This window comes from Nostoc sphaeroides (assembly GCF_003443655.1).
GTDB lineage: Bacteria > Cyanobacteriota > Cyanobacteriia > Cyanobacteriales > Nostocaceae > Nostoc > Nostoc sphaeroides.
Genome location: NZ_CP031941.1, coordinates 3642996 through 3666254 on the forward strand (window position 1 = coordinate 3642996; position 23259 = coordinate 3666254).

A 23259-nucleotide genomic window follows, 5' to 3' on the forward strand; every position below is an offset into this window, starting at 1 on the left:
GATGTCTAATCACTAGACAGCATAATTTTAGGCAAAGATAAGACTTGATTTTCACCTAGCTCACCAGATGTAATCAAGTCTTGCCCTATTTGTTGTAATGTCGTCAACAACACTGCACTCTGACTCAATAGCTCATCTACGTCAACGCCGCCGTAGCTAGATGGGTAACGGCGTAGGCGATTGCTGCCTTCCCCTAGTAGAATTACTGCACCTCGCCAGTTGCGATTCTCTAAATGATACAGCGCCACAGAAATTTGGAGAATACCTTGATAAAAGCTTTTTTCCGGTTCGCCAGCTTCAATCCATAAAGCCTCTAAAGTGTCATGACAGGCGTAAAACTGTCCAGAATTGAACTGTTCTACGCCTTGCCAAAACTCTTGCGGGATGGTTTCGCTCATCCCATGCTGTCTCGTACTTCTTTAATTGTTTCGAGAGATATTTCTTGCTGTTCTCCAGCAAACTCGTTGTCAGGGGTGAGGAATAACATGCAATGGCACTCTTTGCGTTCTCTCATTGGCACACAGGGACAGTTCCAATATGTGGCGTGAACCTCAGCCTCTTTATCTTCGTAATGGCGACAGGGACATAAAGGCGCACCTAGATCGTCTTTATGTTTCGCTAGTCCTTCAATCACAACTGCGGTAACAGAAGGCTCAGAACAGAAGTATGTTCCAGTACGCTTGGCGTATTGTTCGGAAAAATGCCGCATTGCCTCTAGGCTTTTATCGCTGGATTTTGTGTTATGTTCTGATGTGATCATGTCGCTCATAATTTAAATATTTCTTTGCATTGTACCTCAGCCTCACTAAGGGATTACGGGTGGATTTCCCCAACCTTACCCGTTCAAGTTGTTTTACCTTTGCTCAAAGGCTGATATATTCGGTGTCCTGGGATCAGAGAAAATCTCAGAAATCACAGAACCTGAACTTGTCAGCAGTCTTTTAAATTATAAAATTTGGGCGTTGCTGAATAAAGGGATGATTCTTGTAGGGTGGGCATCCTGCCTGCCCGGAAATACAAGGAACGGGCAAGATGCCCATCCCACAAAACCAGCAAAATCATCCCGCAAATATGCAACACTAAAATTTGAATTGATTTATGAATGTAATGTTTTTTGTAGCTGGGATTGCAGTGGGCTGCATCTACGCCCGTCGGAGACACCGCTTTGCAAAACTATACCAGGATGTTCCCAATTGATTACCTCTTGTTCTGCTAATGAGGAAATATTTGGCCACAAAACCCAGCGACTACCTTGAGGAAGAGTCGCAAGACTTAGGGGGCTTTGAGTTAGCCAAATCAAGGGATAATTTTTAGGAACTACTGAACTGGAATCTTCTTGCGCTGTGGTTGCTGCTAAGGTTTCTAGTACAAAGCGATCGCCTTTGATTAAATTTGTTGATGCTGTCCACAGTTGCACCTGTAATTGTTGTTGCTGTGCATAAAAGTACAGTGATGCTGCGGCAATTACTGCTTGTTCAAAGTTTTCTTCTTCCCAATTGCTAGCGCTATCAAGGGCAATAACTATTTCTTGTCCACCTGTTACCATTTCTAACTCCCGCACCCTTAATTCTCCATAACGGGCGCTAGTCCGCCAATGAATCAGACGGGTGGGATCTCCGATGCGATAAGGACGGAGCGATCGCACCAGCCCCGTTGTCGCTGTCTGCAAGGGTTTACCACGAGGATCGCCCCTTTTGCTCTCTTGTTGTCCCATTTCGTCTACTAGGGGGCAGGTAGTCAAGGGCAACACTGTGGGATAAACGATCGCTGTGGCAGCACAATCACGCTGACGGCGACACCAGAACAACCCCAAAGGCGCACCAGAACCGAGTTCGACTGTGTGCCAGCGATAAACGCCTCGGCGCTGGGTAGGGTGGTAATATACCCAACGGTAACTACCTTGGCTAGGAATTGTCTCGATGGCTTTTTGTACTGGTTTCCCTAAAACAAAGGGCAGTATATCTTCAACTTGCAATAAGCTTACAGGTTGCTGTGTCTGATTGCAGATTTCTAATTCCACCGTTAGATCGTCGCCGGCTGACACAGGCTGAATGGGACGGCGGGTGATGGATAGATTTGTGAGCGATCGCGGCGGTAAGATGGCTGCTACACCCAAAAGGGCAAAACTAATGCCACTAATGGCATACAGCCAACCAGCCATCGTATTGATACCTGCGCCAAAAAAACAAATAGCCGTTGCTGCTAGCACCCAACCGCCATAAGCAGGGGCACTGGCGCGGATTTCTAACCAATTGGTGATGGGTTTGATGATTTTCATGTTTCTTTTTTAACCCAACACCACCCCAAATTCACAGTGTTTCAGGGGTTGCGTCTGATGTCCTTATCGAAACCGCTTTATAACTTGGTTTACGAAAGTTAAAAAACTCACTCTGCTTTTTCGTTCAGCTAGGGTCTATTCAGGAAATTGGCAGGTGGAATATGAAAGAAACTATCGTCATTGGATTGGAGAAATTAAAACCTTTAGATATGACTTAAATAATCATTTAACAACGAATTTAACAAACAAGTTACAGGATGATTTAGAGAATATTTATCAAAGTGCGGTTGAGTTTGTGAAAATTAAAACCGATTTAAATATTTTTCTAGAAAAGTGCCCTTACACTCTTGTAAAATTATTAGATGAAAATTATTTACCTTAAAGATATCAGTATTATCTGATTTTTGTGAAATCAAATTTTAACTTATCAATACGTGAACTTAAAACTTTCTGGTGACGTTTATCTTTAATATTTTCTAACATCTCTAATGCTAGAGGTGTTAACTGAATTTCAAATTCAATCTTATGTGAGTTTTTCTGAAATGAAAGAAGTACCAAAACATATGATGTGTACGATGATGCTCCCCCTACGCACCGTAAATTTTTGCTATGGTTTGGCGATCGCTTTCTGCAATAATCCCTGCTGGATAGCGATGTCTAGAACGGGCTACGCCTACGCACAGTTAATTCAAAGGGACATACTAGCGTTGCTAAACCTCGTCTAAATCGTGATTTAGTTACTCATCGTTTCATACTGAAATGATTTCAAAGGTGTCTTGATGATCAATTCGATAAAACAAGAAATCAGAATCGAGGGTAAGAATTTGACGATACCCTGTCTTTTCAGCCGTCAAAACCAATGTAGCATCTGCTAAATCCATTGGGCGATCGCAGTTTCACGAATAGTCATGATAATTGCCTTTTTCAGTCCTCTTCATTGTTACTCAAAGATTTGACTAAATGCACGGCAATTGCGATCGCAATTGCACTATTTTTGAGTAACTTCAGTGAGGGCTTCATGGATAACCTCATCACTAACACCGTGACGCTTCAAGCTAGCAATCAGTGCTGAGATATTATCCCCCTCCAGTCGTTCCATATCGGATCTTAGCCCTTGCCCAATATAGGCACGCATTAACGGCTGATAGCCAGAAAATCCCAGTAATGGTGCTATTCTTTTTAAATCTTCAATGACATCTTCGGGAATGCGAATTGTAATTGTAGTCATTGGACGATTTTTATCGAGTCGCTTTTTCAGTGCTTCAGCCTTCATAATATTCTCGCTCCTTACGTGTAGCTTTACGAGCTGAAATGATCCGAATTATGTCGTTTTCACGTTCAATGTAGACGACATACAGAAGATTCCACCGTTTGTCTAAGCCAATAACAGCATCTCTTTCTTCATCATTGCGACTTGCATCAACAACCACTAAAAACGGATCAAAAAATGCCTCTGTGGCTTGCTGAAATGTCACGCCATCATGATTGCTGGGATTTATCCAAGCTTTTTCTTCGTTCCAAACGAAAGTGACACCATTAAGCACGAAATACACATCCATACCTTACATAGTAGACATTGTGTATTTACGTTGTCAATACGTTTTATCAAACAGAGATATTTCCGTAAGGGCGATGTCTACGACGGGCTACGCCTACGCAGTTTCACGAATATAGGAATCGTATTTGATTTTTGAAATTATCTACGTAGGCGGGGAGTGGGGAGTGGGGAGTGGGGAGTAGGGAATTAGGCTTTTCGAGTAGAACCCGAGCTTTTTCAGAAATCAAATATTAGTCCTATAGTCATGAGAATAATCCTTTTTCAGTCCTCTTCATTGTTACTCAAAGATTTGACTAAATGTACGGCAAGGGCGATCGCTTTTTGAAAGAATGCCTACTGGTTAGCGAAGTCTACGACGGTCTACACCTAACCGCTTGGCTTGTGCAGTGATGGAATTAATGGGCGATCGCTTATCATCGATAACCTTTCAACTGCGCTCTCATCGGTATCTAAATTATTAGAACGCAATAAACTTCATTATTATTCTGTTTCCTCGTTCTCACCTTCCTCAATTTCAACTTCTTCCAAAGACTGTCCATCAGTACTGAGTAATTGCCAAATATCACGATAAAATAAATTGTCAATGGTCTGGATGTGTTGTGAAAGCAATCCATCTGTAATCATATTCGGACGAATATCGCAGTAATATACACCGTCAAGTGGATTTAGTTTGATGGTGTAGGCTTTGAAGTGTCCTGGCAAAAACGTTGCATTAATGCCATAACGATTTTGGTGCTTTGCTTTTTTTCTCTGCACATCGTTCAAGAAAATTGCAATGTGAGGCAAAGCAGTGCTGGTTAGCTTGTTGTATAAAAACTTATCTACAAAAATTTTATCAATACGGTCTTTACTCGAAGTTTTAACCGAACCAATTATCTTTAGTTCGTCGTCTTTACTAATTAACAAGTCATGCTGATAGCTAGTATGAAATAATATTGATCCGCTCTCGTCTCTAACTGGAACTTGTACTGTTCCAGAAACGCAATCTACGTTGAGAGATGCAATCAAAAGACGAATTAGACGCTCGAAAAGATCCCCATTCACTTTACGAGCTTGATTAGACTTTCCAGAAGGTAATGCGTCGAGGGTAGCCCCAATAGCTTGCTGAACTGTATAAATAGTAGAAATGACAACCTGTCTCAATGAGTCATCAGGTAACTGTCTCTCTCGCAACTGTTCAAGAACTTGCAAAAACTGATTAGAAGCAATATCAAATGTTTCTGCCTCATACATTAACTGAGTATTTATCGGGCGAGTAATGTTGTAATAACCATCATCCCGATATTGATAAAACTGGTAATGATTTTCATTTTGTGAAACAATTCTGGCTTGTAAACCCGTCTCTATAAATTGTAGATAATTTCTACAAAATGTAATGTAGCTTTGAATAGTCTGAAAACGTTCTTTGTCTACTGCGTGATGTACTAAATCCTCTAGACTCATCGGATAGACTCTCTTCGTTCTGCATTTTTACGATCAAAGGCTATCCATTCTTCCTTTGTCATACGACGGACATTTTCTAATCGTCTAGTTGCCCAACAGTTGTACTCAATATTTAGATCGCATCCCATCCAGCGACGATTAAGTTGCTCTGCAACGACAAGAGTTGTTCCTGAGCCTGAAAATGGGTCAACGACCAAATCTCCTTCTTTGGATGATGCAAGAACAAATTTTCTCAATAATTCTTCTGGCTTTTGAGTTGGATGGGGTGTTGTCTCACCCATCCCGTTACAAGTAGTAGGAATCTCTATTACATCTTTGGGCTTGGCACCTTTTGGGTTAGGTGTCCAGTTCTTGTGTTTCTTGATTGCTCCCTTTCCGTAGGCGCTTGTCTCTGCTTGCGGGTGAGATGGATATTTTAATGTATGTGCGCCATAAGGAATTCGTACATCGTCAATATTTAGTTTAACGGCATCGGATTTACGAAAATGAATGATGCTTTCATGAGAACGTCCCCAATCACTGCCTAAGTTAGCCTTGTTTTTATAGTGCCAAATTAACCAACGACAATTTTTGAAATATTTTGATGCTGGATGCTTTAAATCAGCCAAGATTTCGGAAAAACCACAAATATAAAAAGAGCCAGTTGACTTTAGGATACGTGAAGCTTGACTAATCCATTGAATTGACCACTCAATATATTTCTCTTGATTCTCAAAGTTGTCCCAGTCAGCTTTCTTAATGTTATAAGGTGGGTCAGCAAAAACTAAATCAACGCTTTCACTATCAAGCGATGCAAGCCAATCAATTGAATTACCTTGATAAAGCTGTCCATGAGGATGTGTGTATTGCAGTTGAAATCCTTGTGTTAAAGGTTGCAACTCTTCTTCACTGCTTTGTTGCTCTGCAACTCTAATATATCCATACATATACTGAACCATTAAGCTTATATTACGTATATCATAATAGTATTTATTATTATAAGTATATCGTAGAATGATGAAATTTAATTCCGACATCAAGAAGAATTATGACAATGAAATAGATTAGACATAACTTAGTTTTTACAAAATCAAACATACATTGGTTTTATCGTATCCATTTACTGATTACAGACATTCTTATAAACCAATTAGTTTAATATAAATTATTTAAAATTTTTTACAAGTTTATTGATAGTTGCTTCAACAGTTTTTAGCCTTAACAGAGTAGCATCTGCCCAAGATGTACCAAGATATATTTACCTGGGCGATCATGAAGGAATGCCCGTTTTATTCGATACAGAAAGTCAATCTGGAACTACTTGTAAAATATATATCGGAAATGGCAAAAAAATGACCGAAATAACTCTTCAGGCATCGTGCAACGAATCTAGGTTATTTATAATAAATTATGCTCTTTATGGTGTTGACAACAATCGGCTAAAACTTGTAAGCCAAGATACAAAAGTAGAAGAAGTAGAATTTAATCCAAAAACTATCTTGGGCGCACCAATGGTAGCGGTGTGCAAAAAGATAGGTGCGTCTGGATGGTAAATAGTTATAACTCACAAAACAGAAAGCCCACATTTAGTGGGCTTTTTAAATCAATTAAGTAACTTTACTTACCGTTTCGCCAACTTCTTCGACATCTTCCGTAGACGAATAGATTGGGGTGTAACTTCCACCAATTCATCGGGGCCAATGTATTCCAAAGCACGCTCTAGGCTCATGTCTATCGGTGCTTGCAGTTGCACCAATTCATCGCCACCAGCAGCCCGGTGGTTAGTCAACTGCTTAGTCTTACAGATATTCAATTCCAAATCTTGGGAACGATTGTGTTCTCCTACAATCATACCTCTGTAAACCTTTGTACCGGGAGTAATAAAGAATGCTCCTCTATCTTCGGCATTTCTCATGGCGTAGAAGGTAGAAACGCCTTCTTCAAAGGAGATTAAAACGCCTTTGTTACGGGCTTCAATATCACCACTGATTGGACGGTAATCTAAGAAACTGTGGTTCATGATGCCTTCACCACGAGTCATCCGCATAAATTCACCCCGGAAACCAATCAAACCACGGGCGGGAATGACAAACTCTAACTGGGTGCGATCGCCACTACCTGGTTGCATATCTTGCATTTCGCCTTTGCGTTGTCCCAGGCGTTCAATACAGCTACCCACACCATCAGCCGGAATGTCTAACACCAAGAGTTCGTAAGGTTCGCAAGGTTGACCGTTGATTTCGCGGTAAATTACCTGTGGCTGAGATACCTGAAACTCGAAGCCTTCCCGGCGCATGGTTTCAATTAAGATACCCAAGTGGAGTTCTCCCCGACCGGAAACGAGGAATTTATCGGGAGAATCGGTTTCTTCGACCCGCAAAGCAACGTTGGTTTCCAGTTCGCGGAATAGGCGATCGCGTACTTGTCTTGATGTCACCAACTTACCTTCTTGACCAGCAAAGGGCGAATCATTCACCCAGAAGGCCATTTGCAAGGTTGGTTCATCAACTTTAATCAGTGGTAAAGCTTGCGGTTCATTGGGGTCAGTAATCGTTTCCCCAATATAAGCATCAGCGAAACCAGCCACCGCCACAATATAACCTGCGGTTGCTTCTTCCATCTCTACGCGCTTCAGTCCATCAAAGCCCATCAATTTGGTAATTTTACCCTTGACAATGGTACCATTTTCTGTTACCAAAGCTGCTTGCTGTCCTGAGCGAATAGTACCGTTGTGAATTCTGCCAATCACAATCCGTCCCAGATATTCAGAATAATCTAGGGTTGTAACTTGCAATTGCAGAGGCTTATTGCTGTCGCCTACTGGTGGTGGAACGTGTTGCAGAATCGCATTAAACAGGGGTTGCATATCTACCGATTCTGCTTCCAAGCTTTCTTTGGCGAAACCTGCCATACCGGAGGCAAACAGATAGGTAAAATCACACTGGTCTTCATCTGCCCCTAATTCCAAGAACAGATCCAAAACTTTATCAACAGCAACGTGGGGGTCAGTTTGTCCACGGTCGATTTTGTTGATGATAACGATGGGGCGCAGCCCTTTTTCTAAAGCTTTTTTCAGAACAAAGCGCGTTTGGGGCATGGGGCCTTCGTTAGCATCGACAATCAGAAGACATCCGTCAACCATGCCGAGTACACGTTCAACTTCGCCACCAAAGTCAGCGTGTCCAGGAGTATCAACAATATTGATTAGTGTTTCTTTGTAGCGAACTGCTGTATTTTTGGACAGGATAGTAATACCCCGTTCTCTTTCTAGGGCGTTGGAGTCCATAACGCAATCCGGAACGTCTTCGCCTTCGCGGAAAATGCCGGATTGTTTGAGGAGTGCGTCAACCAGGGTGGTTTTGCCGTGGTCAACGTGGGCGATAATGGCGACGTTACGAATTGGGAGCGTCATAGAAGCTTTTGGTGAACTCTAGAGGGGGTTTATAAGATTTACATTTGAATGCTAGGCTGTTTTAACAGAATTGGGGATGATCGGCAAACTCTGTAAAGAACCTTTAACAATTCTAGCGTAATCGTCACAATAGCGGTGAGGTTTGTCAAGGCTGCATCAGACAGAAAGTTAAGCAGGCTGAATCTGTGCTTGGCGTTGAATTATTTACCCCATCTTGTTAGAAAAGTTAACTCAGGTAGTTGAAGAGTGGGTAAATCTATGGTTAAAACTTCTAAGGGACTTCCAAGTAAAAAAATATTCCACTGCTATTGTTCACTGTTGACCGTTGACGGTTCACGAGTTTTCACTCAACAGTCAACGACTTTAATGGGGAATAATTTATTTTTTGGAGTTCCCTAAGATATATTTTATTCTGTAAATTAGTTTAACTTGTGCCACAATTGACACCAGCATTTGGGAATTTTAAATAATGGCTTGGGTATTAGGACAGCAATTGCAGAGTGGGAAATACACAATTCAAGAAGAATTAAGTGAAGGTGGCTTTGGTATTACTTATCTCGCCAGGGATAACCACGGGCGTTACTTTGTCATTAAAACATTAAATGATAAAGTGCAACGCCGTCCTGATTTTGCTAAGTTTCAGCAAGATTTTTTGAATGAGGCGATAAAACTAGCGAAATGTAGTCATCCTCATATTGTGAACATACAATGTATTTGCTGATTTATTTTTACTCTTTTTTGATATTAGGAATTTGAATAATATCAAAAAAGAGTAAAAATTATCTATCTCAGGATATAGTTTAGATTTAAAAATTATCTATCTAAAAGTACAAGATCAGAAATTGTAACGAAAATTTTTATTTCTCTACCCTGAGTTGTGAGAGCGATCGCTCAAAAGAAAGATGAAATCTCTCTAACCCCTATGTCAAAGTTATATCAAGTAATAATTATGAACACTTTGCCGAGGAGAACACGGATGGTAACTACTTTAGATGATACGAAACGCAATGCTATTGCTGTAAAACTTGCAAGTCTTAAAGCCCTTCAACAGTTGGTTATCGAAAATGAGGAATCACTTTTGAGCCAAGGACTTGATGCAGAGATTGCCGATCGCATCCGAAATTTCATAAATGACGATCAAAAAAACCTTGGCATTTTAGAAACCGTAATTGGTCAGTATGGCATTCAGGCTGAACCCAAAAAAAATGTTACACAATTCATTGAAAAAGCTCGTGAATTGTTCAAAGGTTCTGAGTTGAGTCTTTATGAAAAAGTCTCTCAGCATGAATTGCTGAAACATCAGGTAGTAATGAGTGGCTTGATAGTTCACAAGGCTGCTCAAAAAGTAGGTGCTGATGTGTTGCTAGCGATCGCACCTTTGAATACCATTAACTTTGAGAACCGCGCTCACCAAGAGCAACTCAAAGGCATTCTGGAGATTCTGGGTGTCCGCGAACTAACTGGACAAGATGCAGATCAAGGCATTTGGGCGCGTGTTCAAGACGCTATGGCCGCAGTCAGTGGTGTGGTAGGTAGTGCTGTTACTCAAAACACCGACAAAAAGGATCTAAATATCCAAGATGTTATTCGCCTCGATCACAATAAGGTAAATACCCTATTTACCGAACTACTACAAAGCGACAATCCACAAAAATCCAAGAGTACTTCGGTCAAATTTACAAGGATTTAAGTGCCCACGCTGAAGCTGAAGAGGAAGTAGTATATCCAAGAGTACGTCCTTTCTACGGTCAAGATAATACCCAAGAACTGTTTGACGAGCAAGCTCATGCCAAGCAGGCGTTAGAGGAAATTAAGGCTCTTAGCCCATCTTCACCCCAATTCAAAGAGAAAGCTAAACAGCTATTGGATGCTCTCGGCGATCATATTCGTCAAGAAGAAACCACACTGTTTGCTGCCATTCGCAACAATTTGAGTACTGAGCAAAGTGAACAACTTGCTACTGAATTCAAAGCCGCTAAAACCCGAATTCAACAAAAGCTCGGTGTTGTTAGCGAATCTAATGTGTAGGATGCTTTCGGGCTTTCTATATCCGCTAAAAAAAGTTAGTTGAACAAAAACTCCCAGCGCTTATCTGCTGGGAGTTTTTGTTTACAAATCTTGCTGACAGTATTTATAAGCGGTGTATGCCATAGTTACAACGCCGGTGATAATGGCAGATTCATCGACTTCAAATTGGGGATGGTGTAATGGGTGGTTAATGATTCTTTCTTTGTAGCCCACACCCAAGCGAAACATGGAACCGGGGGCGTGTTCCAAATACATAGAAAAATCTTCAGCACCAAGGGAAGGTTCGGGTAAGACTTGAACGCGATCGCTACTCCAAGCTTCTTCTGCGGCTAATTGCAACAATTGCGTTAGGGTATAATCATTTTGGACACTGGGTACACCCTGGCGATAATTGACTTGATATTTTGCCCCGTAGGTATGGCAGACATTAGATACAATGTTTTCAATCCAGTTTGGCAGCTGGGCACGGGTTTCAGGATGGAGCGATCGCACGGTTCCCAATAACTGCACTTTATCAGCAATTATATTCGGCGCTCTGCCACCATTAATCTTCCCGATGCTCAATACTACAGGACGCAAAGGATTCTGTGTCCGGCTGATGGCTTGTTGCAGTGCAGTAATCACTTGGCAAGCAATCCAAATCGCATCAATCGCCTCATGGGGACGCGCCCCGTGCCCAGATTCTCCCATAATCAGAATTTCTAAATCATCAGCTGCGGCTGTCAAAGCCCCGTAACGCACACCAATAGATCCTGCGGGGATAGAAGGGAAAACATGAACCCCTAATACAGCTGAGACATTTTCCATCGCCCCATCTTTCACCATCCAGCTTGCCCCTTGGGCAATTTCTTCGGCTGGCTGAAATAAAAACCGCACTTTCCCACCCAACTCCTCAGCCATTTGGGACAGCACCATTGCCGTTCCTAACCCCACAGTGGTATGGACATCGTGACCACAAGCGTGCATAATCCCCTCTGCACGAGAGGTATATTCCAAATTGGTACTTTCTTGAATTGGCAAGGCATCCATATCGGTGCGAATTGCCAATAAACGGTCATTTTGGCTAGTGCCTTGCAGTTCCCCAATCACGCCCGTTTTGCCAACTCCTTCTTGTACATGCAGACCACTGGAAGACAAAACACCAGCTACAAAGGCTGCTGTTTGGTACTCCTGACCGCTCAGTTCTGGGTGAGAGTGAATGTGGCGGCGAATTTCAATTAAGCGAGGCGCTAGTTTTGCTGCTAAGTCTTTAATATGGGTAAGCATCGATTCAATTAATCTATAGGCTTTTTTCCCATGATAAAGAACTGTTAACAAACAAAATGCTTTTGCTATACAAGGATAAGTCAAGCAAGAAGCAAAGGGGCTGGGGGCTGGGGAGGATGAGGGAGATGAGGGAGAAATAATCAATGCCCCATTCCCTATTCCCTATTCCCTACTCCCTATTCCCCATTCCCTATTCCCTATTCCCTACTCCCTACTCCCTACTCCCTACTCCCCAATTTATTTTGAGTAGCAGGTTGTGCCTAAAGTATTTTCGGGTTTGAACTGGTTACATTCTCTGGTCTTTTGACTCTCTGACGACCAGTTATAAGGCATATCGGAGGTGACGACACCATTAGCCAGAGTTGTTAGTCGGAAGTTAGCCCCCCGAAAATTGGTAAACTGCAATTTGGCGTCTTTTAAGTTTGCTGCTTCTAAATTGGCGCTGATGAAACCGGCATTAGATAGATCAGCATTTTCCAGAGATGCTGATTTCAAATTTGCTCCTGTTAAGGAAGCACCACTGAGATTCGCCGTATTCAGAACCGCACCTTCTAAATTTGCACCAGTGAGATCGGCATTCGTGAGATTAGCTTGAGATAATGTAGCACCACTCAAGTCAGCCCCTCGCAAATTTGCTCCAGTTAAATTAAATTTAGTTAGGTCAGCACCACTCAAATTACACCTGGGACAGGCACTTGTTGCCTTCAACTGATCCAAATCTAGCTGATTTAATGCAAGGGCTTGCTCTGCAAACCCAAAACAGGCTAACAGGGCAACGGTAGCGACAATCTTGAGTTTCATATTTTTTACAGATATCCACAAAAATGACAAGTGACGCACATTGCATACTGTCATACTTACATATACCGCCTCCCTAAGGAACAACAGGGATGAAGCATTGATTAAGAAGCTGTAAAAATACTATAAATTCTAAGAGTAAGACTACTCAAACTGAAATATAGGCTATAGAATCGATTCGTAAGCAACTATACCGAACCTCTTATAGACTACCATATATGTGATCCCCCTAGATCGATGAAAAACACGACTAGGGGGATCTTGTTTTTGGATATTGCCAGAAGAGAAGGCTTTACGCTGCGCTATGGCTATGCTGACTTTTCACGTTATGTAGGAAAGCCCACGAAAAACCTAACCCCGAGCAAGCTTCCCGACACTCTAAGTGGGAAAATTCAAAGTCTCTCTCCTTAAAGGAAGAGAGAAATAGAAGTGAGGTTTTCCACATGCCGTGAAAAGTCAGATGTCTATGGACTTCCAAATAAAAAATATCCACCCCACAATATTGGATAATTTATTTCTTGGAGTTCCCCTACCGCTACGCTGACGCCAGTTCCCTTATACCGGGAAATCCGTCCACTCGAATGGCTCACCGCTTTGGACTAAATTAAAAAAAGTTGACTTTGAGAAAGTTTTAGCTTTAATTTGAGCCTCTGCAATTTATTTCTGGGTGGGCGATGATGCTAATCGAGAATGCTGCAAGATATCAGTTTTTGTGGAGTTTTATATTATTCTTTATTCTAATTGTAAATGGCTGTTTACCAGGACAATAAGATGTTGTACTTTCATTGCACTTACAGGCAATTGATTTTTTGTAGAAATAGTTATCTTGGCAAAAGAGTATCAGATTGTACAAAAATTATTGAGATCGCCTAAAAGTATTAACTTGGCTGAAAAAGTTTAGACAAATGCCAGCATTCCAGAAATTTGATTGCTATATTAGATTAGATAACTATTCTGGCAAGGATTTAAAAGCTGTGCGGGATGATTTACAGGGCTTGGAAATTAGTCAGGATGATCTGCAAAAGCTCACTAATTTACCTGTCAATGATCAAATTATAATTATTACAAATCCTCTGAAAAAACTAGTAAATTTATACATTCAAAAAATTAAAAGCTCGGAAGGAGCAACTGTAATTTTTATTGGGTTTGCTACATTTGTTTTTGGCTACCTTTTATTTGATATTTTTATAAAAATATTTGTAGCATGGATAACAATTCCATCCTGGCTATTATTAACGCTTTTAGTCTTATGGATTGGCGGTTTGACACAAACTATCTTATATTTAATATGGAAAAGTAGAAGTAAAATTGTCAAAATTAATATGACAAATTCTCTGCAAATCCTGTTAACCGATGTTGAAAGATATAATACTGTTATTAGAGCAATAGATATCAATGACCAAATAGAAGAAGCTGGTAATCCAGAAGTGCTTATAAAGGAAAGAGCAAGTGTTATCGAAGCACTAAAACTCACCAAATCAGATTTAGTTCGCGCTTTGAAGACAGAAAGAATTTTGAGAGAAAATAAGAGCTTTATCCTTAGTAATACAGAGTTATTCGTCAACAATTTAGCAACTTTAACAGCCATGCAAGTAAATGAACAAGCTACTGAGCATGGAAGGTTACTCAATGAAGCATTACAGATTGCATTAGATGTGCAACACGAAATGAAAAGATTACAGACTCAGCGTTAAGATAATTCGTAATACTTCTCTACGAGAGGCTGCGCCAACGACTACGCTCAGTACAAGTTCGTAATTCGTAATTCGTAATTCGTAATTCATAATTCCTAATGATGCTCTCTACGAGACGCTACGCTAAGGTAATTGAGATTTAGAAAGCACTGCTGAATTCACTCAGTACTCAGTAAGAGTTGGAAAAAGCGTAGATGGTTCTGATAAGTCCATAGACACGCTGGGTGGGTTGACTTTCAACCTACTCGCCAGATATTCTCAATGGCTTTTTCTATAATCCTTCCCACGGTTGCGATCGCCGGTCTAACATAAAGAATATCAAGCAAGTGATCGCTTATCAGCATGGACTGGAAAGAAGTCAGAGGTAACTGGGTAATCATTCCCCGAAATCCCGTAGGTATCATCCATTTTTTAGGAGGTGCATTTGTCGCCACCGCACCGCACATCACTTATCGCTGGTTACTGGAACAATTGGCAAGTAAAGGTTATGTTGTAATTGCTACGCCTTTCGTCAACACATTAGATCATACTGCGATCGCAAAATCTGTGCTGCTAAACTTTGACCGCACCCTCGAACGTCTACAAGATTCTGGGGCATTACGTAAGCTTTACTACCCAATCTACGGCATTGGGCACAGTATGGGCTGTAAACTTCACTTGCTGATTGGTAGCCTCTTTAAAGTAGAACGCGCAGGCAATATTTTAATATCCTTCAACAACTACGCCGCTAAAGAAGCTATCCCCTTAGTAGAACAATTTAATTCTACTTTGAAAATCGAGTTTACCCCCTCGCCATTGGAAACCAACCAGCTTGTCCAAGAGCGTTACGACATCAGGCGCAATTTATTAATAAAATTTAGCAATGACACCATTGACCAATCCGCAGCTTTAACCAAAATCTTGCAAGAACGCTTTGATCAAATGGTGACAACACAAACGTTACCAGGAACTCACACAACACCACTAGGTCAAGACATTAAATGGCAAACTGGAACATCTTTCACCCCCTTTGATGCCTTAGGGCAATGGTTCAAACAAGAAGCATACCGCGACTTGAACCAGCTAAAAAATACCATCCTCTTGTGGGTGAACCCTCTTGCACCCCCATAATTTTTTATGACTAATTAAAAAGTCATAAATTCGACGAAAGAATAGAAATGAGTTAGTAGTATATGTATATTCATACTACTAACTTATTAGCCCGGAAACTATTTTTATTTTCTATTTTTACAGCAATTTATTAATTAGTGTTTACTACAATTGTCTATGTTTCAAATATTAGTAATTGATGATGATTATTCAATAAAAATACTTCTGGAAAGGATGTTGGAAAAACAGGGTTATGAGGTAGTGACTGCCAGTAGCGGTGAGGAAGGGATAGAAAAGGCACTAGTTTACCGTCCAGCACTAATTATTTGTGATTGGATCATGCCGGGGTTAACTGGTCTGGAAGTCTGTCACCACATTAAGAAAGATCCCAAATTTTCCACCACATTCTTTATTTTATTAACATCCTTAGATTCGGTTGCTGATTGCGTCAAAGGTCTAGATGCTGGTGCTGATGATTTTATTTCTAAACCTATCGAGCATAATGAATTACAAGCACGGGTAAGAGCGGGATTACGTTTGCATCAGTTGAGTAGAGATTTGCAGGCTCAAAAGTTGCTTTTAGAATCAGAAATGTCAGAAGCCGCAGAATATGTGCGATCGCTACTGCCTTTTTCCATGACTGAACCCTTCAATATAAATTTCCGATTCATTCCCTCACGGCAACTCGGCGGTGACTGTTTCGATTACTATTGGCTTGATGATGATTGTCTGGCAATTTACTTACTTGATACTGCCGGACATGGACTCAAAGCTACTCTTCCCTCTGTTTCAGTGCTAAATCTGCTGCGTTCCCGTGCGCTCAAAGGCCTAAATTATTACCAACCTAGTGATGTGTTGAAGGCTTTGAATGATACCTTTCAGATGAATTATCAAAATGACAAATACTTTACGATTTGGTACGGAGTTTACAACCGAACCAACGGCGAGTTAATTTATGCTAGTGCAGGTCATCCACCAGCAGTTTTAGTAACTGGCACATCTCCAAGAAAGTCTGAAGTTAAACTCTTGAAAACTCCCGGTATGCCAGTTGGGATGTTTCCAGAAGCAAAATATGTTGATGGATTTTGCAATATTGAAAAATTCAGTACCCTTTACATTTTTAGTGATGGTGCTTATGAAATCACTAAATCAGATGGTACACTTTGGAGTTTGGATGCTTTTATTCAGCTACTAGTTAGTTTACAAAATCCGATTGATTCCCAACTTGATCGCGTACTGAGTTATTTAATCGCTCTGAACTCCAAAGATGCTTTTGATGATGATTTATCTATCTTGCAAATTAAGTTTGATTCATTAAGTCTTTGAGACTAAAACCTGATTAAATGCGTCTTGGCTAGGAAATATCTCAAATACTTTATCCATATTAGTCAGTTCAAATAATATCCTGACTTGTTCATTAATTGAGCAGAGAACAAGCTTACTATCTGCTGCCCGCAAGGTTTTAAAAGCTAATACTAAAGCTCCCAAACCTGAACTATCCATAAATGTTACATCTTTAAAATCGACTAACACAATTTTTGTACCACCTTTTAAGGTTTCAGTAATATTTTGTCGAAATTCTTGAGAAGTTGTGGCGTTTAAATTCCCGGTGAGCTTAATAATTTTCACTTGTTCTATCATAATTATGTCATGTTGATTTTTGTAAATGATGCTCTGATTTTGCTATTATATCCCGATCATATAAAATTTAAAAATGCTGACAAGAAAAAATCATAGGTTACTGCTGAATGCTTATGAATAAGTAATACTAAAATCAGTAAATATAAACAATAAAATTTTTATTTTATTGTTTATAAAAAACTAATTTTTATGTAACTAAGTATTGCCTAATAACTAGCAAATGATCAACTAAAATAACGGGGATATATATTATCTTTGGAGCATAATATTGAACTACAAGTAAAAGTTCCAGCTTTTCGGATAATTTGCCAAATATTTTTGGAAAACGGAAATTTGTTCAATAAACATTATCAAAATAGCCTGCAAAGGCAGGCTTTGTTTATCTAATCCCAGACTTCCAGCTTGAAGGCATTAATGTGCAGCTTTGTATGATAGTAATTAGCATTCACATTTATTTATGTCCGATTACTTACATAATTGCAATAATTCCTGTCTAGATTAAGAAACTTTAGCAAAAAAATTTGGTTTCAGCAGCAATACAGTTCAGATAAGCGGTTTTGTAGCCGAGGCAGGAGGCGGCTACCTGACTTTAGGCAACGCGGAATTACGCGAACAAGTAAAAAGCTTTGGAGGCGTTGGGGGAAAGCGAAAATTTTTCTTCTAGCTCTCTCTAAGAGGACTTACTTTAGCTCGATAAAGCAGCTTCTCACCTTGAAGATAACCCGTGTAGCGCACCTTGACTATTTCTCCAGGTTGTGCTGTTCCCTCCATCAATTGGTGCAGTTGGGGGTCATAAGGTAATTCTACTCCCACGGGTGCGATCGCTTCTACCCCCCACGCCTGTAAAAGCTTTTCGAGAGGTTTTTGCACCAACGGTACTATTTTGACTGCTGCTAGTTGGGGATTCTCCTGGGCTTTCTGTGCTGCGGTTGGCCATTGCAATAATAAAGACTCCAGCAGTTGCAAACTCGACTGCTGGAGTTCTTGTAGTAATATATCTCGCTGTTGTTCTAATTGAAGTTGCGATCGCTGGTACTCTTTTCTTAAATCTGCAATTTCTTCTAATAATTCCTGAGTGGGCGCTGCTTTCTCTGGTAACAACTCTACGGTTGAAAAAGTTGCGATTAATTCATTCAATGAAATTTGTAGCACTGGCGACAGCTTAAGCAGTACATCTACCCGCATCTGCTCTAGCTTTCCTTGGCGTAACCGCAAAAGTTGACGCTCTGAGACACCAGCAGCCCGACTCAGCGCTTTAAAACTAGGAATACCCACCTGCTGCATTAAATCTTGCAACTTTTGGGAATTGGGCACTTGTACTGAGCGAAGTCGAAGTATTGGGAATTGGGAATTGGGCATTGGGAATTGGGTATTGGGTATTGGGTATTGGGGACTGGGTATTGGGGATTGGCAAAAAAATTAAGTCTTTATTAGTCCCCAGTCCCTAGTCCCCAGTCCCCAGTCCCTATTCTTCCAGTAAACTTCTCAACATCCAAGCTGTCTTTTCGTGTACTTGCATCCGTTGAGTTAATAAATCGGCGGTAGGTTCGTCGTTAACTTCCTCTACCACGGGGAAAATAGAGCGTGCAGTTCGGACTACGGCTTCTTGTCCTTCCACTAGTAAACCGATCATTTCCACAGCTTTCGGAACTCCGGGAGTTTCTGGAATCGAACTCAGTTTGGCATATTCGCTGTAGGTTCCTGGCGCGGGATAGCCAAGCGCTCTAATTCTCTCGGCAATTAAATCAACTGCTAAAGCTAATTCTGTATACTGTGTCTCAAACATCAAATGCAATGTTTGGAACATCGGCCCCGTTACATTCCAATGGAAGTTATGAGTTTTCAGATAAAGTGTATAAGTGTCAGCCAACAGGCGAGATAAACCCTCGGCAATTTTAGCCCTACTCGCCTCGTCAATGCCTATATTTACATTTTTGACTGTTACTTTCGATGACATAATTTTCTCCTAATTTAGGTTATATGTTATTGGGGATTGGGCATTGGGGATTGGGCATTGGGCATTGGGCATTGGGCATTGGGCATTGGGCATTGGGCATTGGGCATTGGGCATTGGGCATTGGGCATTGGGCATTGGTTTAAGTTAATTCTTCTGCTTCCCCTGCCTCCCCTGCCTCCCCTGCTCCCCCTGCCTCCCCTGCTCCCCCTGCCTCCCTGCTCCCCCTGCTCCCCCTGCCTCCCCTGCTCCCCATTCCCATTCTCTACGCCAAGTGCATCTTTAAAACGCTGCGGGGTGCTTTACGAACTCTGGCTAAAACGGTTTCTTTGCCTAAACGCTGGCAAGCCTCATACCGATGGCAACCAGAAAAGCCATAATATTGTCCATCTACTTCTAGGACATCTATAGCTTCTTGCTGCCCAATCTCCGCAATCGATTCCATTAAAGCTTGCACTTTATTTGGATCGTTTGCACGGGGCAACGGCCGTTTTATCTGATTTAATGGAATTTCTTGGACTCTAACCATAAGGAGTTTATCCAACTAGTTCTGTTTTGTGTCTCTAAATAAATCATAGTCATTATGACTACGTTTTGCAACGTGTTTGGGCAAAACTGCTAATGGTATCATTGGAGCACTCATGCGACAAAAAAACCGCACTACAAAGCAATTAAAAAATCCGCTCCAACACCGCATTAAGGGGCAGAAGACGATCGATTACTCGCTATCGCAACTTTTGGAGACCCTTCGGCAAGCTCAGGGCAACGCGCTGCACGTAGCTTGCTTAAGAGTAGGGGTACGCTATCAGGTAGCGATGAAATTTTCGCTTTGGCGTTTTTCCCACACTGTACTGGCCACATTTTGTCTATTGGGACTAACTGCTGCATCAGGGCCAGAGAGTAACATGCAGGGTATGGAACTGAAAATTGGGATTGTGCAGCGATTTGGCTCAGAACCCTCAGCCAAGCTGCAACTAGAACCCACAAAAGGCGATCGCTTAAAGCTAAAATTTATTGCGGGCAATAAGCAGCAAACTTTGGTTACCAAAAATCCTGTAAAGCTGGAAACAGTCATGCAAGCTTTACCCCAGCCAACAGTTGAGGAAGTGGTAATTTTAGGCACATACCGCACCTTTGAAACTGCGGAAGACAGTGCGAATAAATGGCGTTCTCAAGGAATGGAAGTGGAAATAGCCCAGCCAGAACGCTGGCAGGTTTGGGCAAAACGAGATGTTTATAGCACTCCTTTACTGCGACGCTTGTTATTGCAAAACATCCAAGCTTCTACCAAAGAACAAGTATATCTTGATACTAAAGTTTTAAAACAAGTACCGCGAGTTAGTTGGGTGGTGGATGGTAAGCGCTATAGCCCGAATGATTTGGAAATTAGTACTGATAAAAACTTGATTCGGGTGAATAAAAGCGAGAAACCTGAAAATGCTCGTCTTTATGCTGGGCGAATGAATTTGCAGCCAAATGCTTATGGCACATACACTTTAGTTAACCAAGTTCCTTTAGAAACTTATTTGCGTGGGGTTGTGCCTTACGAAATAGGCACGGATGCACCAACAGCCGCGCTAGAAGCCCAAGCAATTCTCGCCCGGACTTATGCTTTAAGAAATTTACGCAGGTTCGCAGCAGATAACTATCAGTTGTGTGCTGATACTCATTGCCAAGTTTATTATGGGCTAAATGGAGCGGTAGCCAAAACAGACCGAGCGATCGCCTCAACTAGAGGTAAGGTAGTAACCTATAAAAACGAACTAGTAGATGCCCTTTATTCTTCTACTACTGGTGGAGTTACCGCCTCCTTCAGCGATGTCTGGAATGGTGACGATCGTCCCTATCTGCGCCCTGTACTCGATGCTGCAACTAATTTTTGGAACTTGTCTAAGCAGAGTTTAGCAGATGAAAAGAACTTCCAAAAATTTATTAATATCCAACAAGGATTTAATGAAAGCAAGTGGGATATGTTTCGTTGGCATAAGGAAACCTCTTTAGAGGATATTACCAAGGACTTGCAGAAATTTTTGCAGGTGAAAAACAGTCCCCATGCCAAATTTAAGACAATTCAGGCTATGGCAGTAGTGAAGCGAAGCCAGAGTGGGCGTATCCTTGAACTTGCCGTTAAAACTGATAACAGCACCTTTGTTCTCCATAAAGACGAAGTTCGTAGTGCCTTTGCTGCTCCTAGAAGTACGCTATTTTACATAGAAGCCCTGAACAAAGGAAAACCCGAACTGTGGGGATACGCTTTTATTGGTGGTGGATTAGGACATGGAGTCGGCTTGAGTCAAACTGGCGCTCAAAATTTAGCTAAATTAGGTTGGTCAAGTCCAAAAATTCTCCAATTCTACTATCCTGGTACTCAGATTCAGATTTTCAGCAAAGAGACTAAACTTTAATTTAGAACTTACGCATTGACAAAGACAGCCAACTGTGAATTACCTCTCGTTACAAGGCTGTGCCTTGTAATGCTCTTATGGGAGGCTCTGCCTAGAGTCAAACAAGTAGGCAGCAGCCCACCTTGATCGCATTCCCAGGCACAGCCTGGGAACGAGGCAGGGTAAGACTTTTAGTTTAACAAGCTGACCATTCACATAATGGTCAATGTGTAAAGTGCGTAAGTCCTATATTTGTCAGTCCCCTAACCGGAAAACTCCCAATACGGTTCGGTTAAGCCAAAAGACGCGATAAATCGCCGTCAAGACAAAGGATTACTTATTGTCTTGACGGCGATTTATCGCGTCTTTGTGATTTAGAATTTTCATCAAAAAACCCTAACCGAACCGTATTGGGAAAACTCCATACTTAAAAAATCAAGCAGGAACACAATATTTACTGTGTTCCTGCTCAACACGAAATTAGGCTTTTTGTCAAAGTCGCTTTATCGACACGGCATTGAGAGGGCGTTGACACTACATGCGATGCTTCTATTTTTTCAACATTATTTACTCTTGCAAGAGATTTATTGTTGAGGGGCCTAACTCTTAGTAGAGTTCTTCCTCTTTGTGAGTTTGGATTGTCACATCAGAGGTAGGGTAAGCGACACAGGTCAGTACATATCCAGCTTCTATTTGATCGTCATCTAAGAATGACTGGTCACTCTGATCAACGGCACCAGTTACGAGCTTACCTGCACAGGTCGAGCAAGCACCAGCGCGGCAAGAGTAGGGCAGGTCAAGACCAGCTTCTTCGGCAGCATCTAGAATATAAGTATCGTCTTCAACGGGAATTGTTGTGTCCAGTCCTTCTGCCTCGTTGATTAGTCTGACTTGATAAGTTGCCATTGAGTAATCCTCTCTTTTGCAAACGGTAGTATAAGTTATTTTTAGGCAAAGGTCACGGCTTTTCTGTGGGATTAGCCGCTCGTTCAAATTTGCTTCAATTCTGATACTACGAGAAAAATTAAACGATGTGACTGGAAATTGAACCCGATTAGTAATGAAATTTAGTTGCCTAATCCCGATAAGTTTTATTTATATTATTTCCGTCCCTAGTCAGTTTGGAATTAGAAAAAAATATCTTAATGGATAAAAAACATTAATAAGATTAATGCTACTTGTATTTTGTAGGATTTACGCAGAAGAGATTCCCAACTTACTTTAAAAAGTAGGGCTGTTTCAGGGAACTCCAAAAATAAATTATTCCACATTAAAGTCGTTGACTGTTGACTGTTGACTGTTGACTGAAAACTCGTGAACCGTCAACGGTCAACAGTGAACAATAGCAAAAGTCGTTGACTGTTGACTGTTGACTGTTGACTGAAAACTCGTGAACCGTCAAGGGTCAACAGTGAACAATAGCAAAAGTCGTTGACTGTTGACTGTTGACTGTTGACTGAAAACTCGTGAACCGTCAAGGGTCAACAGTGAACAATAGCAATGGAATATTTTTTTACTTGGAAGTCCCTCATTTGATCTCTGAGAGAGGAATGCGGGATGTAAAAATTGACTCACAGCCAACTACAGGCTCAACTCTAATACCTGCACTGGCAATTTCATCGCCCGTTATTAAATATGCCATAAGGCGATCGCAACCTGTAGCGTTGGTAGTGCGTAACCCGTCGTAGATATCGCAATTATAGAGCGATCGCAGGGTGTGTTAGCGCGAAAGATT

24 protein-coding genes and 1 pseudogene are annotated in these 23259 nt (G+C 41.2%); 9 read left to right on the top strand and 16 right to left on the bottom strand.

The features are described from left to right. Nucleotides 1-5: 5 nt before the first annotated feature. The 3 genes from D1367_RS16005 to D1367_RS16015 form a co-directional block, all read right to left on the bottom strand. On the bottom strand, nucleotides 6-398 hold the full coding sequence (locus D1367_RS16005; RefSeq protein ID WP_118167319.1) for a DUF309 domain-containing protein: 393 nt from the start codon (nucleotides 396-398) through the stop codon (nucleotides 6-8). Then, nucleotides 395-760, bottom strand: coding sequence for a ferredoxin thioredoxin reductase catalytic beta subunit (locus D1367_RS16010; RefSeq protein ID WP_118171502.1), 366 nt, complete (start codon nucleotides 758-760; stop codon nucleotides 395-397). The genes D1367_RS16005 and D1367_RS16010 overlap by 4 nt, the downstream gene beginning before the upstream one ends. 336 nt (nucleotides 761-1096) lie before the next feature. After that, a complete protein-coding gene (locus tag D1367_RS16015) occupies nucleotides 1097-2278 on the bottom strand; it encodes a DUF58 domain-containing protein (RefSeq protein WP_118167320.1) in 1182 nt (393 codons plus the stop codon). A gap of 154 nt (nucleotides 2279-2432) precedes the next feature. Between D1367_RS16015 and D1367_RS32265 the strand changes: the two genes are divergently transcribed. Beyond that, nucleotides 2433-2660 (top strand): DUF29 family protein, encoded by a 228-nt coding sequence (locus D1367_RS32265; RefSeq protein ID WP_228674850.1) that lies wholly within the window; start codon nucleotides 2433-2435, stop codon nucleotides 2658-2660. 606 nt (nucleotides 2661-3266) lie between these two features. Here D1367_RS32265 and D1367_RS16030 read toward each other — a convergent pair. The 4 genes from D1367_RS16030 to D1367_RS16045 all read right to left on the bottom strand — a co-directional run bounded on the left by D1367_RS16030 (nucleotide 3267) and on the right by D1367_RS16045 (nucleotide 6295). After that, nucleotides 3267-3551: a hypothetical protein gene (locus D1367_RS16030; protein ID WP_118167321.1), complete on the bottom strand. Its 285-nt coding sequence runs from the start codon at nucleotides 3549-3551 to the stop codon at nucleotides 3267-3269. Further along, on the bottom strand, nucleotides 3541-3837 hold the full coding sequence (locus D1367_RS16035; RefSeq protein WP_118167322.1) for a BrnT family toxin: 297 nt from the start codon (nucleotides 3835-3837) through the stop codon (nucleotides 3541-3543). Before D1367_RS16035 ends, D1367_RS16030 begins: the two co-directional genes overlap by 11 nt. A gap of 479 nt (nucleotides 3838-4316) precedes the next feature. Then, the gene (locus D1367_RS16040) at nucleotides 4317-5279 is read right to left on the bottom strand and encodes a hypothetical protein (RefSeq protein ID WP_181984854.1); all 963 of its coding nucleotides are present in this window, start codon (nucleotides 5277-5279) and stop codon (nucleotides 4317-4319) included. Next, nucleotides 5276-6295, bottom strand: a complete 1020-nt coding sequence (locus D1367_RS16045; RefSeq protein WP_244944942.1) for a DNA-methyltransferase — start codon at nucleotides 6293-6295, stop codon at nucleotides 5276-5278. The genes D1367_RS16040 and D1367_RS16045 overlap by 4 nt, the downstream gene beginning before the upstream one ends. A 153-nt stretch (nucleotides 6296-6448) precedes the next feature. Here D1367_RS16045 and D1367_RS16050 point away from each other — a divergent pair, with 153 nt between their 5' ends. Continuing rightward, nucleotides 6449-6811: a hypothetical protein gene (locus D1367_RS16050; RefSeq protein WP_118167323.1), complete on the top strand. Its 363-nt coding sequence runs from the start codon at nucleotides 6449-6451 to the stop codon at nucleotides 6809-6811. Nucleotides 6812-6879: 68 nt separating this feature from the next. Here the strand turns inward: D1367_RS16050 and typA are convergent, their stop codons facing one another. Further along, on the bottom strand, nucleotides 6880-8670 hold the full coding sequence (typA, locus tag D1367_RS16055; protein WP_118167324.1) for a translational GTPase TypA: 1791 nt from the start codon (nucleotides 8668-8670) through the stop codon (nucleotides 6880-6882). A gap of 469 nt (nucleotides 8671-9139) precedes the next feature. Here typA and D1367_RS16060 point away from each other — a divergent pair, with 469 nt between their 5' ends. Both D1367_RS16060 and D1367_RS16065 read left to right on the top strand, forming a co-directional pair. Continuing rightward, complete coding sequence (locus tag D1367_RS16060) at nucleotides 9140-9391, top strand: hypothetical protein (RefSeq protein ID WP_228674848.1); 252 nt, start codon at nucleotides 9140-9142, stop codon at nucleotides 9389-9391. 255 nt (nucleotides 9392-9646) lie between these two features. After that, nucleotides 9647-10698 (top strand): annotated as a pseudogene (locus D1367_RS16065) (hemerythrin domain-containing protein). Nucleotides 10699-10779: 81 nt separating this feature from the next. Here D1367_RS16065 and D1367_RS16070 read toward each other — a convergent pair. Together D1367_RS16070 and D1367_RS16075 are read right to left on the bottom strand one after the other, a co-directional pair. Continuing rightward, nucleotides 10780-11964: a M20 family metallopeptidase gene (locus D1367_RS16070; RefSeq protein ID WP_118171508.1), complete on the bottom strand. Its 1185-nt coding sequence runs from the start codon at nucleotides 11962-11964 to the stop codon at nucleotides 10780-10782. A 237-nt stretch (nucleotides 11965-12201) separates the two neighbouring features. Then, nucleotides 12202-12765, bottom strand: coding sequence for a pentapeptide repeat-containing protein (locus tag D1367_RS16075; RefSeq protein ID WP_118167325.1), 564 nt, complete (start codon nucleotides 12763-12765; stop codon nucleotides 12202-12204). Nucleotides 12766-13736: 971 nt separating this feature from the next. On the opposite strand from D1367_RS16075, the gene D1367_RS16080 reads away from it, so the two are divergent. The 3 genes from D1367_RS16080 to D1367_RS16090 all read left to right on the top strand — a co-directional run bounded on the left by D1367_RS16080 (nucleotide 13737) and on the right by D1367_RS16090 (nucleotide 16871). Further along, on the top strand, nucleotides 13737-14456 hold the full coding sequence (locus tag D1367_RS16080; protein ID WP_118171511.1) for a hypothetical protein: 720 nt from the start codon (nucleotides 13737-13739) through the stop codon (nucleotides 14454-14456). A gap of 342 nt (nucleotides 14457-14798) precedes the next feature. Beyond that, entirely contained in the window at nucleotides 14799-15566 is a 768-nt protein-coding gene (locus D1367_RS16085) for a DUF1350 family protein (protein WP_118167326.1), read from the top strand. A 156-nt stretch (nucleotides 15567-15722) separates the two neighbouring features. Then, on the top strand, nucleotides 15723-16871 hold the full coding sequence (locus D1367_RS16090) for a PP2C family protein-serine/threonine phosphatase (RefSeq protein ID WP_118167327.1): 1149 nt from the start codon (nucleotides 15723-15725) through the stop codon (nucleotides 16869-16871). Here the strand turns inward: D1367_RS16090 and D1367_RS16095 are convergent. From D1367_RS16095 to D1367_RS16110, 4 genes are all read right to left on the bottom strand, one after another. After that, the gene (locus tag D1367_RS16095; RefSeq protein ID WP_118167328.1) at nucleotides 16860-17186 is read right to left on the bottom strand and encodes an STAS domain-containing protein; all 327 of its coding nucleotides are present in this window, start codon (nucleotides 17184-17186) and stop codon (nucleotides 16860-16862) included. The two genes, D1367_RS16090 and D1367_RS16095, sit on opposite strands and share 12 nt — an antisense overlap. A 660-nt stretch (nucleotides 17187-17846) precedes the next feature. Next, on the bottom strand, nucleotides 17847-18545 hold the full coding sequence (grpE, locus tag D1367_RS16100) for a nucleotide exchange factor GrpE (RefSeq protein WP_181984855.1): 699 nt from the start codon (nucleotides 18543-18545) through the stop codon (nucleotides 17847-17849). 106 nt (nucleotides 18546-18651) lie between these two features. Then, nucleotides 18652-19143, bottom strand: coding sequence for a Dps family protein (locus tag D1367_RS16105; protein ID WP_109009651.1), 492 nt, complete (start codon nucleotides 19141-19143; stop codon nucleotides 18652-18654). Nucleotides 19144-19405: 262 nt separating this feature from the next. Continuing rightward, nucleotides 19406-19669, bottom strand: a complete 264-nt coding sequence (locus D1367_RS16110; RefSeq protein WP_118167330.1) for a ParB N-terminal domain-containing protein — start codon at nucleotides 19667-19669, stop codon at nucleotides 19406-19408. 286 nt (nucleotides 19670-19955) lie between these two features. On the opposite strand from D1367_RS16110, the gene D1367_RS16115 reads away from it, so the two are divergent. Beyond that, entirely contained in the window at nucleotides 19956-21545 is a 1590-nt protein-coding gene (locus D1367_RS16115; RefSeq protein WP_228674847.1) for a SpoIID/LytB domain-containing protein, read from the top strand. A 585-nt stretch (nucleotides 21546-22130) separates the two neighbouring features. On the opposite strand, the gene D1367_RS16120 is transcribed toward D1367_RS16115, so the two are convergent. Together D1367_RS16120 and D1367_RS32800 are read right to left on the bottom strand one after the other, a co-directional pair. Beyond that, a complete protein-coding gene (locus D1367_RS16120) occupies nucleotides 22131-22430 on the bottom strand; it encodes a ferredoxin (RefSeq protein WP_118167331.1) in 300 nt (99 codons plus the stop codon). A gap of 364 nt (nucleotides 22431-22794) precedes the next feature. Next, on the bottom strand, nucleotides 22795-22926 hold the full coding sequence (locus tag D1367_RS32800) for a hypothetical protein (RefSeq protein ID WP_276469589.1): 132 nt from the start codon (nucleotides 22924-22926) through the stop codon (nucleotides 22795-22797). Between the two features lie 64 nt (nucleotides 22927-22990). Between D1367_RS32800 and D1367_RS30905 the strand changes: the two genes are divergently transcribed. Further along, nucleotides 22991-23212, top strand: a complete 222-nt coding sequence (locus D1367_RS30905; RefSeq protein ID WP_181984856.1) for a hypothetical protein — start codon at nucleotides 22991-22993, stop codon at nucleotides 23210-23212. The last annotated feature ends 47 nt before the right edge of the window (nucleotides 23213-23259 follow it).

Excerpts from the sequence above, each read along its gene's own strand:
- D1367_RS16075 (WP_118167325.1), bottom strand. The coding sequence starts at position 12,765 with ATGAAACTCAAGATTGTCGCTACCGTTGCCCTGTTAGCCTGTTTTGGG.
- D1367_RS16060 (WP_228674848.1), top strand. The coding sequence starts at position 9,140 with ATGGCTTGGGTATTAGGACAGCAATTGCAGAGTGGGAAATACACAATT.
- D1367_RS16105 (WP_109009651.1), bottom strand. The coding sequence starts at position 19,143 with ATGTCATCGAAAGTAACAGTCAAAAATGTAAATATAGGCATTGACGAG.
- grpE (WP_181984855.1), bottom strand. The coding sequence starts at position 18,545 with ATGCCCAATTCCCAATTCCCAATACTTCGACTTCGCTCAGTACAAGTG.
- D1367_RS16045 (WP_244944942.1), bottom strand. The coding sequence starts at position 6,295 with ATGTCGGAATTAAATTTCATCATTCTACGATATACTTATAATAATAAA.
- D1367_RS16090 (WP_118167327.1), top strand. The coding sequence starts at position 15,723 with ATGTTTCAAATATTAGTAATTGATGATGATTATTCAATAAAAATACTT.
- D1367_RS16030 (WP_118167321.1), bottom strand. The coding sequence starts at position 3,551 with ATGAAGGCTGAAGCACTGAAAAAGCGACTCGATAAAAATCGTCCAATG.
- D1367_RS16085 (WP_118167326.1), top strand. The coding sequence starts at position 14,799 with ATGGACTGGAAAGAAGTCAGAGGTAACTGGGTAATCATTCCCCGAAAT.
- D1367_RS16040 (WP_181984854.1), bottom strand. The coding sequence starts at position 5,279 with ATGAGTCTAGAGGATTTAGTACATCACGCAGTAGACAAAGAACGTTTT.
- D1367_RS16120 (WP_118167331.1), bottom strand. The coding sequence starts at position 22,430 with ATGGCAACTTATCAAGTCAGACTAATCAACGAGGCAGAAGGACTGGAC.
- D1367_RS16095 (WP_118167328.1), bottom strand. The coding sequence starts at position 17,186 with ATGATAGAACAAGTGAAAATTATTAAGCTCACCGGGAATTTAAACGCC.
- D1367_RS16015 (WP_118167320.1), bottom strand. The coding sequence starts at position 2,278 with ATGAAAATCATCAAACCCATCACCAATTGGTTAGAAATCCGCGCCAGT.
- D1367_RS16010 (WP_118171502.1), bottom strand. The coding sequence starts at position 760 with ATGATCACATCAGAACATAACACAAAATCCAGCGATAAAAGCCTAGAG.
- D1367_RS16005 (WP_118167319.1), bottom strand. The coding sequence starts at position 398 with ATGAGCGAAACCATCCCGCAAGAGTTTTGGCAAGGCGTAGAACAGTTC.
- D1367_RS16115 (WP_228674847.1), top strand. The coding sequence starts at position 19,956 with ATGAAATTTTCGCTTTGGCGTTTTTCCCACACTGTACTGGCCACATTT.
- D1367_RS16110 (WP_118167330.1), bottom strand. The coding sequence starts at position 19,669 with ATGGTTAGAGTCCAAGAAATTCCATTAAATCAGATAAAACGGCCGTTG.
- typA (WP_118167324.1), bottom strand. The coding sequence starts at position 8,670 with ATGACGCTCCCAATTCGTAACGTCGCCATTATCGCCCACGTTGACCAC.
- D1367_RS16070 (WP_118171508.1), bottom strand. The coding sequence starts at position 11,964 with ATGCTTACCCATATTAAAGACTTAGCAGCAAAACTAGCGCCTCGCTTA.
- D1367_RS16035 (WP_118167322.1), bottom strand. The coding sequence starts at position 3,837 with ATGGATGTGTATTTCGTGCTTAATGGTGTCACTTTCGTTTGGAACGAA.